The 12,177-nt window shown below is 35.1% G+C and carries 9 protein-coding genes, 1 pseudogene and 1 riboswitch; of the genes and pseudogenes, 8 read left to right on the forward strand and 2 right to left on the reverse strand.

Annotated features, from left to right (window positions below; genetic code table 11):
* The 4 genes from ABE34_RS15730 to ABE34_RS15745 form a co-directional block, all read left to right on the forward strand.
* A partial coding sequence (locus tag ABE34_RS15730; protein ID WP_197143436.1) for an MFS transporter occupies positions 1-661 on the forward strand: 661 nt, incomplete at its 5' end.
* Positions 662-1,141: 480 nt separating this feature from the next.
* The gene (locus ABE34_RS15735; protein WP_197143437.1) at positions 1,142-1,717 is read left to right on the forward strand and encodes an NPCBM/NEW2 domain-containing protein; all 576 of its coding nucleotides are present in this window, start codon (positions 1,142-1,144) and stop codon (positions 1,715-1,717) included.
* Between the two features lie 456 nt (positions 1,718-2,173).
* Positions 2,174-4,255 (forward strand): serine hydrolase domain-containing protein, encoded by a 2,082-nt coding sequence (locus ABE34_RS15740; protein WP_197143438.1) that lies wholly within the window; start codon positions 2,174-2,176, stop codon positions 4,253-4,255.
* Positions 4,256-4,518: 263 nt separating this feature from the next.
* The gene (locus ABE34_RS15745) at positions 4,519-4,929 is read left to right on the forward strand and encodes a hypothetical protein (RefSeq protein WP_197143439.1); all 411 of its coding nucleotides are present in this window, start codon (positions 4,519-4,521) and stop codon (positions 4,927-4,929) included.
* A gap of 379 nt (positions 4,930-5,308) precedes the next feature.
* Here the strand turns inward: ABE34_RS15745 and ABE34_RS15750 are convergent.
* Positions 5,309-5,925 (reverse strand): annotated as a pseudogene (locus ABE34_RS15750) (FMN-binding negative transcriptional regulator).
* Between the two features lie 168 nt (positions 5,926-6,093).
* Between ABE34_RS15750 and ABE34_RS15755 the strand changes: the two are divergent.
* The 4 genes from ABE34_RS15755 to ABE34_RS15770 all read left to right on the forward strand — a co-directional run bounded on the left by ABE34_RS15755 (position 6,094) and on the right by ABE34_RS15770 (position 10,466).
* Positions 6,094-7,494: a PLP-dependent aminotransferase family protein gene (locus tag ABE34_RS15755; protein WP_197143440.1), complete on the forward strand. Its 1,401-nt coding sequence runs from the start codon at positions 6,094-6,096 to the stop codon at positions 7,492-7,494.
* A 487-nt stretch (positions 7,495-7,981) separates the two neighbouring features.
* Positions 7,982-8,080: riboswitch (purine riboswitch) on the forward strand.
* Positions 8,081-8,145: 65 nt separating this feature from the next.
* The gene (gene add, locus ABE34_RS15760; protein ID WP_197143441.1) at positions 8,146-9,138 is read left to right on the forward strand and encodes an adenosine deaminase; all 993 of its coding nucleotides are present in this window, start codon (positions 8,146-8,148) and stop codon (positions 9,136-9,138) included.
* A 390-nt stretch (positions 9,139-9,528) separates the two neighbouring features.
* Entirely contained in the window at positions 9,529-9,918 is a 390-nt protein-coding gene (locus tag ABE34_RS15765) for a spore coat protein (RefSeq protein WP_197143442.1), read from the forward strand.
* Between the two features lie 353 nt (positions 9,919-10,271).
* Entirely contained in the window at positions 10,272-10,466 is a 195-nt protein-coding gene (locus tag ABE34_RS15770; RefSeq protein WP_197143443.1) for a hypothetical protein, read from the forward strand.
* 184 nt (positions 10,467-10,650) lie between these two features.
* Here the strand turns inward: ABE34_RS15770 and ABE34_RS15775 are convergent, their stop codons facing one another.
* Positions 10,651-12,102 (reverse strand): PLP-dependent aminotransferase family protein, encoded by a 1,452-nt coding sequence (locus ABE34_RS15775; RefSeq protein WP_197143444.1) that lies wholly within the window; start codon positions 12,100-12,102, stop codon positions 10,651-10,653.
* Positions 12,103-12,177: the final 75 nt, after the last annotated feature.

The raw sequence follows: 12,177 nt of genomic DNA on the forward strand, positions 1-12,177 counted from the left end.
CCTTTTTATTATGTTACGTCCGGATCCATTAGAAATAGCGAAAATGATTGAAGCGCAAAAACCAGAAAATGAGCATGGAAATAAGACAGAATCTTTACATAAAAAAGCTCTCAATAAAAGGGGCCTTACAGTCGGTGCAACGGTGATGGTACTTACGCAAATTGTAATGGTTGCTATCATGACAATGACACCTGTACATATGAAACATCATGGCCAAGGTTTATCGGAGGTTGGACTTGTTATAGGATTTCATGTAGGTTCTATGTATCTTCCATCGCTCGTAACAGGTATTCTTGTCGATAAAATCGGACGAACAGCCATGAGTATTGCCGCAGGAGTGACTTTGTTATTTGCTGGTTTATTGGCGGCATTCGCACCGAGCGATTCTATGGTTCTATTAATCATTGCACTTTCTTTACTTGGGTTAGGGTGGAACTTTGGCTTAATAAGTGGAACTGCTCAAATAGTAGATTCGACAGAACCTTCTACACGTGCAAAAATGCAAGGGAAAATCGATGTTTTAGTTGCACTAGCAGGAGCTTCTGGTGGTGCTCTCTCAGGCATGGTAGTAGCTAATGCAAGCTATGCGACATTATCTTTAGCTGGAGGTCTATTATCTTTAATCCTTATTCCAGTTGTTATTTGGTCAAGAAAAGCTTGAGATACGTTATATGCACTAAAGTTTTTAATGGTAATAAAGGTTTCAAAGTAACAAATGTCTATGCCTATAATAAAATGAAACCACTTTCAACAGTCATTTATTCTATGGGGGAGTGTAGGGCAATAATAACTTGGAGTTAATGCACCAAATGTGCATGTAATTACAGCATTTCAAAACATAACAAATAAAAAAATCTTAGATATTTTTAATACACGAGTCACCTTTATAAAACGTGTAATATTTTAATACATTAATAAATGCTGAACTAATTCAAACAATTTAGTACAGCATTTATTAATGAGTAAAAACTGGGATTAAAATATTTAGGAAGTGTTAGTAAACGTTTTCACAACCTGTGGATTAATGTTTCCGATTCTATTCTGTTTTCAACCCGCATTTACAATTATTAAAAAAGCTTGTAAAATTTGGATTTATGTGTAAAGATAAGAAATGTACTTCAAAATCGAAAGGGGATTTGATATGAAAAACACAAAGCAAATTATTAATCCAAAAGGTTTTCGATTCAATGTATTAAGTTTAGCGGTGGTTTTAATGCTTACTATTTGTACATTTTTTGTAAGCGGAAATACAACAGTTTTAGCTGCACCTGTATCTGTGTATTTAAGTGATGAGTTAACTCCAACTTCAGTCACAGGAGATATAGAGCAAATGACACCTAATAATTCTTCTTATAATAAAAACCAATCGTTTTATAAAACACAGTTATCTATAAATGGTGTGAAATATGATAAAGGGATTGGCTCGCACTCAAATAGTTCAATTAAGTATAATTTGAATGGACAGTATTCAAAATTTACAGTAGATGTAGGGATAGATGATCAAGTAGCGGTGGGGCATGGTTCTGTGAATTTTGTGATAATCGCTGATGGCAAAATTATATATATAAGTCCGGTTAAAAAATCTCATGAACCAGCTGAACATGTCGAAGTAAATATTTCAGGGAAAAATACACTTGAGTTAGTTGCGTTTGATGCTAATGATAATATTGACAATGATCACGCCAACTGGGCGGATGCCAAATTGTTTATGCAATAAAAGTCAATAGATAAAGTTATATTTTTAATAGACTAGTATTCTTAATAAAATGTTGAACATTATAATAGGATTTTTTTAAGAGGCTGGGACATAACTAATTTTCCATTATGAAAGACGGATAATTTTTAAATTAACAAAGAAATAGAAAACCCGAACTATTACGAAACACGGAATGCGCGTTTCGTGATATTGTTCGGGTTTTTCATTGGCTAAAATCCTTTTGTCCCAGCCGCTTTTATTTATAAGCAAAATCTATTCTCAAATTTTAAAAGGAATACTACTGTCGGGAACCTATCCATGTTTAGTTCTTGCTACTGAATTTTACATTCTATTTACTTTGTTTTTCCTTTGATTTGGTTTTGTTTATGTATACTGCTTATTGAAGACAACAAGGAGGTACTTTTGTTTCGAAATAAGCAATGAAATCGATCACTTATCTAAGGAGGCAATTCTTTTATGAAAAATAAACTATCTGGGGTGTTAGCTGCTACATTAGCGATAACGCTGAGCCTACCAACAGGGGCGATGGCGTTTTCTAGCAGTCAGACTACGGTTGTAGCTAGCCAAGAAGTAGCTAGCAAAGAACTGAAGAAGATTGCGGCAGAGAAGGCTGCGCTACTCACGAAGTCCTATGAGACGACTAGCGTGCAGTATGCTCTAATTGATAATGGCAAACTTATTTTGTCGGGTCAGATGGGCAAGAACGATATGAACGGGAAACAGCCACTGACCAAAGATACCTTATACGGGATTGGTTCAGTCAGTAAAATGTATGCAACGGCGGCTGTGATGAAATTGGTCGACGAAGGAAAAGTCGATTTGGATGCTCCTGTCATCCACTATGTTCCTGATTTCAAGATGAAGGATGAACGGTATAAACGCATTACACCGCGTATGCTGTTGAACCACTCCTCCGGCTTGCAAGGTACTGAGTATAGTAATACATTTTTATTTAAAGATAATGATACCTATGCCCATGATAACTTGCTGCGGCAATTGTCCAACCAGCATTTGAAGGCGGATCCTGGCGCGTTCTCCGTATACTGCAACGATGGCTTTACGCTAGCCGAGATTATGGTGGAAAGAGTCAGTGGTATGAGCTTTACCGAATTTATACACCAACGGTTTACAGTACCCTTAAAGCTAAATCATACGATAACGCCGCAGGACAAATGGGAAGACGATAAGCGGGCTGGACTTTATTTTCCAACTTATCAAGGGCAGCTTCCTACTGAATCGGTGAATGTGATCGGTACGGGAGGGATCTCTTCCACAGCGGAAGATATGGTTCGATTCTCACAAATATTTATGGGATATGAAAAAGGAATCCTCTCTGATAAGGCAGTCAAGGCGATGGAGCAAGAGGAATATAAAAAAGGAATGTGGCCTGGGGATGGAGATAATATCTTCAACTATGGTCTTGGCTGGGATAGTGTAAAACTATATCCATTCAGTGAATACGGGATTAAGGGCTTGGCTAAAGGCGGCGACACGGGACTGCAACATGCTTCACTGGTCGTCCTTCCGGAACAGAAGTTGGCAGTTGCTGTATTGTCATCCGGCGGTAGCAGCAATACAAATCAAATGATGGCGACTGAATTACTGCTCACTGCGCTTAAAGAGAAGGGCTCAATTAAGGATATCAAGCCGAACAAATCTTTTGGCAAGCCGGTCAAGGTCAAGATGCCTCAAGATGTAGCGAAAAAAGCGGGCTTTTACGGCAATAGTTTCAGTCATTTCAATGTAGAAATTACGAAAAATGGAGAACTGTTCTTACCATCTACTCCAGAAGAGAAATATGTATATACTGCGAATGGAAGCTTTATTAATGAGAAAGGAACCTCCAAGCTCAACTTCGTCACAGAGAAGAATAGTCGAACATATTTGAAAGAAAGCACATTTATTTCGATGCCTGGTTTAGGGCAAGCAGCGGTTTCTCACTATTTAGCCGAGAAACTAGAAGACAACGTGCTATCGAAGGAAACCACTGCCGCATGGGCGAAGCGGGAAGGCGGTAAGTTCTATCTTGTAAATGAGAAATATAGTTCTGCTCAATATCTCTCACCAATGATGCTTACAACACAAATTAATCGCAATGAAGCTCTAGAAGGCTATTGGGACGGCAGAAAAATTACAGGCCCAAATTCGGCTGCGCATCAGCTCCAGATCCCTGTGATGACAGGCCGTGATACGACGGAAGCCCGTTTCTATACAGAAGGCGGCGATGAATATATGGAGATGTCCGGATATTTATACGTAAGTGAATCCAACGTAAAACCGCTGGATGCAGGCCAATCATCCAAAATTACGCTGCAAGCAAATGGGCATGCGAGATGGTTTACGATCCCGCAAGCGATAGTAGGGAAAACGATGAATGTGGCGTTGCCGGAGAAGAGTGCATTCGCGGTGTATGATGAGAAGGGAATATGCGTCAATTTTACCGTTGTGAGTGGCGATAACAAAGTAAAACTGCCGAAGAACGGGACGGTTGTATTTGCTGGCGGGCCGAACTCGGAATTTGGAATCACGTTGAACTAGCTACAATTCAATTTTAGGGTTTAAATTTTTATAAAATTCATGAAAAAAATAACGAGATACTTCATTTATAAATGGAGTACCTCGTTGTTTTTGTTGTATCATACAAGTGCTATAAAAGCGGATAAAATGGGTTATTAGCCCTTAAAACAAAACAATCTAGAGATTTTTAAGATTGTCATAGAGATAATAGCGGATACATATCTAGATATTTTACATAAGTTAATTTAGATTAAAAATTTAGGTTAATAAGGGAGTGTGTGTTCATGACCCAACCATATCGGCGAAGTCCAGGTTCAACCCAACCACAGCCACGTCAAATAAGTCCAGGTTCAATTCAACCACAACCATTTATAAGTCCAGGTTCAATTCAGCCGCAACCATTTATAAGTCCTGGCTCAATACAACCACAACCGTACCCACCATTTCCGCCATATCCGCCGCAGTACCCACCATTTCCACCACAGTATCCACCACAATATCCACCATACCCACCATATCCTCCACCACAACAAACTGGTGGATGTATTCAAAAATGGGCTAATATGAAGTTAAGAGACGGAAGAACTTTAAATGTATTTGTGACTTCTATTGATGAAAAAAGTTTAGGTGGTTTCCTTCCTAGTGGCCAACAGGTTGCAATAGATTTAAATGAAATTACATTTATGACTTGTTAAAACTTCAAATTACCTAAAAAATAAAAACATCTTAGATATTTTATTATGTCAATAAGTAAATTAGTAGCTTAAATACACGAGTCACCTTAATAAAATGTGTACATTATAATACATTATTTTATGCTGAACTAATTAAACAATTTAGTTCAGCTTTTATTTATGAGAAAAAACGGAGATTAAAATATTTACGAAGTAATAGTACACGCTTTCCAAACCTTCAAATAATGCCGTAATTTTTTACAAGAAAATAGGTTTTATCCATACTGGGACTCACTCTTTTTATATGGGTGATGAAGACCAAATTGATATCATCAAGACAAAAACTCTTATATAAAATATATATGGCAGAAACGTTTATATAACATTTCTGCCTTCTGTTTTAGTCATTTTTATTTTTCTTCATAGCTTCTGCCACTGCAGAAGCATTAGGATCCTCTTCTTTATAAAGCTCGCTAATAATATTTGCGTAATCATTAGCATTACGATTTTGACTTAATTTATAGGCAGCTTGAACTTCTTCTATTTAATTCTAAATCCTTTTATTCCTTTTATCTCTTGTTGTAACATTTCAGGAGAAAGTTTATCCCACAATACAGGATTTTCACGGAATTTCTCATATTTTCCAAGTAAATTAGTTAAATCCTGTTCTAACTCATTTCCTTCCATGAGACTTGCTTTTCCATAAACATGAACTGATTGATAATTCCAGGTTGGAACATTTTCTTTTTCATACCAAGAAGAAGAAATATACGCATGTGGACCATTAAATATAACTAATATTTCATCTATATCCTCAAAAGTCCTCCATAGAGGATTTCCATATGCACAGTGACCTGTGAGGTAATATTCATCCTTAATTTTATTCAATAATAATGGTACATGGGCTGCTATTGGTTTTCCTTTTCTTATTGAAACAATTGTTGCAAAGGAATTGTCTTTAATAAATTCTTTGATTTCGTCTAAATCAGTTATTTTGTAATACTTAGGAATATACATGTAAATCTCTCCTTACTTAATAGAAATCATTGTGAGTTTTTGGAATAAACAAAATATTATTATCGGATGTGTTTACATTTTCTCTGTCACAATGTAGATTTTATTATAATAACCCTCTGGTACCGTTAAAAGTGCCAAGAATGTTATTTCTAAAGGAGCCAAAAATATATGCTTGAAATTACACCAATATTAAATAATGGAGAACCACTATATTTTCAATTATATAAATACATAAAAGATGAAATTCAAAATGGAAACATTTTAGCTAAAACCAAATTGCCCTCTCAACGAAGCTTAGCTAAACATTTAAACATTAGTCGCAATACAGTAGACGTTGCATATCAACAGCTCCTTGCAGAAGGGTATGTGGTAAGTAGAGAAAGAGAGGGGATATATGTTGTAGAACTTGAAAAGGATTATTTTCAAAAAAATAATGTTAAAATTGATAAAACATTATTAAAGTCTAACCAAGAAAAAGATACTACCGTAATTAAGTATGATTTTAATTATGGGGATATAAATTTAAAAGACTTTCCCTATAAAATATGGCGTAAATTGAGTATGCAAAGTCTTAATGAAGAACAAGGTCACCTTTCTTTATATGGGGATGCACAAGGTGAGCTTGAATTAAGAGGTTATATTGCAAAATATCTTTATGAAGCTAGAGGGGTTAAATGCTCTGCAGACCAAATTGTAATAGGGGCAGGCTTGCAATATCTTACGGGAATAGTATGTAACTTGATTGGACGAGAAAAGCTTTTTGGTATGGAAGATCCAGGATATTATAGAGTTCGCTACCTTTTTGGAGATAATGGTATAAGGGTAAAACCAATACTTCTTGATGATTATGGGATTAGTATCGCCCACTTAAGAAATAGCAAGGTTAAAGCCATATATGTGACTCCATCTCATCAATTTCCAATGGGAACAGTCATGCCTATCTCAAGAAGACTAGAGTTATTAGAGTGGGCAAAAGAAGAAAACGCTTATATCATTGAGGACGACTATGATGGTGAGTTTAGATATGCTGGGAAACCAATACCGGCTCTACAAGGATTAGATTCGTATGATCATGTTATTTATATGGGAACATTTTCAAAATCGTTGATTCCTTCCATAAAACTAAGTTATATGGTTTTACCAAGAAAATTAATAAACTTATATATCGAGAACAGCTATTATGTTCAAACTGTGTCGAGATTACATCAACATACTTTACAATTATTTATGGAAAGTGGTCATTGGGAGAGACATCTGAGTAAATCAAGAAATAGCTATAAGAGAAAATACGAGGCCTTATTAAAGGCAATTAATCAAATAATGGCAGATAAAGTGAAAATTTATGGTGCTAGTAGTGGATTACATATTCTGCTGGAACCAAATAATAGTATGTCCGAAGATGAACTAATAGAAAAAGCAAAAATGGAAGGTGTAAAGTTATATCCAACGTCAATTTTTTATGCGATTCCTCCAGAAGAACAACCAGCAAAAGTTTTACTTGGATTTGCTAACTTAGATGAAGAAGAAATTTATAAGGGAATAGAGCTTTTAAAAAATGCTTGGTTTTAATCCACATTTTTTTATGCTTTTAAGAAGTGAATATTATATCAAATAAAAAAATTCAAATCGGTACTTCGAGTGCTTGCAGACTTTTACGTAACTAAAAGACTATCTAAAAGTGCCGTAGCAGAAGATTTAATTTCTATTTGTAAAATGGTAACTACACCAACAACACTTGGAATAGTTTCTGAGTAACCAATGTCTATGCATTTAATAAAATGAAACCATTTACTACTGCCATTTTATTGATATAGAATGTATATATCAAAAATATTATTAATAAAAAAATGGCTGCTAATGATCTAAAGCAGACAATTTTTTATGAAGGATATTTGCATTAAAACGTGAATTGTCTTAGGTTCTATTTGTAATTTCATGTTCGTAAATAACTTAAAATTCTAAATACGGCTATTGACTGAAAATTTTTATTGTAGAATATGCTTTTTATTAAAGAAAAGGTTCGAAATCATGTTGACAACCTAATGTTTTTTTATTATTATTTAAAAAAATAAAATTCCGTATAACCCCAATAATATGGTTTGGGGGTCTCTACCAGGAACCGAAATTCCTGATTACGAAGAAAGTACAAAACTTGTATTTTCTTTGTAGTCAGGAATTTTTTTGTATTTTAATCAAAAAAATTATTTCAGGAGGACAAAAATGAACTTTTTAGCATTGCCCAAAATTGAACTTCACTGTCATTTGGATGGAAGCCTAAGGGGTGAAACTATTATCGATATTGCACAGAAGGAAGGTATTCAGTTACCCTCTTTTGATAAGGTGGAACTGCAAAAGGAGCTGATTGCTCCGTTAGAATGTGAATCTCTTGATGAGTATTTAAAAAGATTTTCTCTTCCTAATTTGGTTATGCAGTCCAAGGAGAACCTAAGAAGAATTACTTTTGAGCTATTTGAGGATGCATCAAGGGAAAACGTGAAATATTTAGAAGTCAGATTTGCCCCGTTACTTCATACATTACAAGGTCTTGATGTTGAGGAAGTTATTCAATCTGTTATAGAGGGGATGAGGGACGCTGAGAGCCGCTACGAAATAAAGGGAAATATAATCTTGTCTTGCATGAGAACGATGTCTGTAGAAAGCGCATTTGAAGTAGTTGAAAAGGGGAAAAAATTACTTGGAAATGGTGTGGTGGCAATTGACCTATGTGCATCCGAAGAAGAAGGCTTTTGTGAAAAATTCGTAGATCCAATCGCATTAGCTAAAAAATATGGCTACAGAGTTACTATTCATGCCGGGGAAACTGGAATTGGAAAAAACGTTTTAGATGCTGTTGAACTGCTAGGTGCTGAAAGAATAGGGCACGGAGTATTTATTAAAGATTGCGCCGAGGCTTATAAGATTGTGAAAGAAAAACAGATAGTGCTTGAAATGTGTCCAACAAGTAATGTCCAGACGAATGCTGTTCATAATTATTCTGAACATCCGATTTATAAGTTTCATAAAGATGGAATAAAAGTGACAATTAATACGGATAACAGAACAGTATCAGACACTACTATGGAAAAAGAAATACATTTAGTTGACAACGAATTTAATCTAAGTGAAGAAGATTATCGACTAATTTATTTAAATAGTGTAGCAGCATCTTTTGCCGATCAAGAAACTAAAGAATGGTGCCTGGCACAATATTAAAGAAAATTAAATTAGCAACACAAACTATCCCAACATTTTTTGGGGGATAATGTAAATGAAAAAACATAAAGAGCTTTGCTACTTACAATTTGTAGCAAGGCTCTTATCTTTTTAAGTAAAATTAAATAACTTTATTAATTCTAATCAAAAGAGATACTAGTACATACACGGTTTATCAGAGAGTGGAATTGTTATAGGATTTCATGTAGGTTCTATGTATCTTCCATCGCTCGTTACAGTAATTCGTGTGATAAAATCGGACGAACAACCATGAGTTTTATTAGTATTGATAATATAATAGTTTCTATTTTTCACACCACCTTCCTTTTCGTCCAAACAAGTTTATTCGATATGAATAAACTTAATATATGGAGAGGAGGTGAATATAAAATGGCATCATTTGAAATTGGAGCGAGAAGTCTTTTCAATTTCCGAAACGAACGATTTTTCCTATTTGTTGAAGATGAAATTACAATTCCAGAAAAAGGTGTGGAGATTGATCCAGTAAATATCTATGAGATTGACCAACAAACTTTCAATTTTATTAGAGATGAAGGAGATACACCTGTGATTCGACCAGTTATTAATCTTCCAACTGTACCACCTGGATTTAAATTAGAACGAAAATGTATTTTTACAGTTGATAATGCATACTATGTAATTTATGATTTAGAAAATGGAACAGACAACAATGTTTTATTAAGAATCGGTGCAGCTTTATTTAACTCCTTGAGAAATTCAGGTGTTCGTGAATGTATTCCTCAAGATTTCATTAACTAAATGTTATTACCTTTTTAAATGTAAGGGTATAAAAAAACAAGCGACCAATTTTATTGGCTGCTTGTTTTTTTGTGCACATAGCATGCGAATCTCATTGAATGCTAGGAATGATTGTATGAGTTTGCACATCAAACAAAGTCCTTTCTGTCGAAGGTCATATCGAGTAAATGAGGCGGATAGATGGTGCTAAAATGCATGCGCTTTTCCGGGGGAGAATTAGAGCGACACTAGGATTAACAGGTTATACCTTTGCTAAAACGCTTAAATTCAACATTAGAGATCATTCTAAAGCATTAAAAGCTTTACATTGACGTTACGTAAAGGACTAAGCTATTAGAAAAGGAGGAGATAATGTGGAAATAATAAAAATCAACTTAATCAATAGCTTAGGATTTTATGATAAGTGTTTAGTAGGAAATGGTAATGCAGATTCATTCCGATATGAATTGATGCAACCAATGAAAACAATGTGGGATTATTTAAATGTACCGTTAAAAGCAACGCAATCGGGGCCGAACAAATACGCAGAACTATGGATATTTGTGTGAAAGTTCGGGTTCTGCGCATAGGTTATTTGAGTTATAAGACAATGGGTTTTTTAGAAAATTAGATAGATTAATGATTCAAAACTTCAGAAACTAGAGGAGTTGATGATGCTTTCGAATCTCATATAGTGGTTATTCAGTACTCATTTTTATAATTATTTGCCATATTTAAATCTCTATATGAAACTTAAAAAATTTGTTCTGCTACCAATTCTGAAAGAGTTTTAATTCCATAGTCAATTTCATTTAAGGATGCATAAGAATAAGAAATTCTTAAATATTGATTAGAGTGAAACTCATACAAATCTCCAGGGTGAACAAGTATTTTCCGACTTAAGGCTTTAGTAAAAAGCTGGTACATGGAAATACCTTCATTTAACTTAAGCCAGATGAAATATCCGCCCCTAGGGATATTCCATGTACCGATGCCGGTAAAATATTTCTTTAATGCTTCAAGAGCAACATCTCTTCGGATCTTAACATTTTTCCTCATTATATCGTTATGCTGATAATAAAGACCACTAGAGAATAGTTCTGTGGTTACATTCTGGGAGAGTGAGCTGGTTCCATAATCAGTTTGCATTTTTATATCTGCCAATCTTTCAATGACTTTTTCTGATCCAACAATCCATCCAATCCTGAGACCAGGACTTAAATTCTTCGATATTCCACCAATATATAATACAAGTCCATTGTTATCAAATGCCTTTATTGGCTGTGGAGGTTGTTCATCAAACCAAAGCTCCCTATATACATCATCCTCGATAATAGGCAAACGTTCCTTATCACACGCATCAACAAGCGTTTTTCTTCTTTCAAGTGACATGACACTCCCGGTAGGGTTTTGAAAAGTAGGTATTGTAAAAAGCATTGCTCCTTTTCTCCGCCTATGTCGATCAACCAATTCGTTTATTTCTATACCTTCTTCATCCAGCTTAATTCCCGAAAGCTGCATTCCGAAAGATTGAAAGGTTCTAAGAGAGTATAGGTAGGATGGCTTTTCAACATATACTACTGTGTTCGTGTGTAAAAGGCCAAGGGAAATAAGCTGCAGTGCCTGCGAAGCACCAGAGGTAATCAAAACTGAGGATGGATCAGCTTCTATTCCTATTGTTTTAAGGTATGTGCATACCTCTCTTCTTAGTTGGATATTTCCTTTTGGTTCTTCATAACCCAGCGATGCCATAGACTTAGACAGTTTTTTTAGTACGCCCTGAATCATTTTGTTAGGAATTAATTCAGGGGAAGGTTCGCAGGATCCCATTCGGATGATATCAGGGTGGAATTCAGCCTGATTGATCTGCTGCATTATATTTTGATTTGGTTGATGTAATCCCGAAGATATATTGGGAAGCCAATTATATGAATGATTAATGGACATTAATGTCCATGTATTGTTTATTACTTTTGTACCTCCACCAGCATTACCGCTAATAAGGCCTTCAGCTGCCAGCTCTTCAAGGGCCGATACTACGGTACTTCTGTTTACACAGAAAATTTCAGAAAGTGTCCGCTGACTTGGCAATTTGAAACCAACAGGCCATTCTCCAGTTGCTATTTTATCTTTTATGAAGTTAACAATCTGTATATTCAATCGATAAGGACTATTTCTATCAGGTCTCCAGTTGATATCCAACATAAAATTCCTCCAAAATCATAGTACTTTTACATTATCATTTGGTTGGTTAAATAACAACCAAGAATGGTTGGAGAC

The sequence above is a fragment of the Lysinibacillus sphaericus genome (genome assembly GCF_015844675.1).
GTDB lineage: Bacteria > Bacillota > Bacilli > Bacillales_A > Planococcaceae > Lysinibacillus > Lysinibacillus sphaericus_E.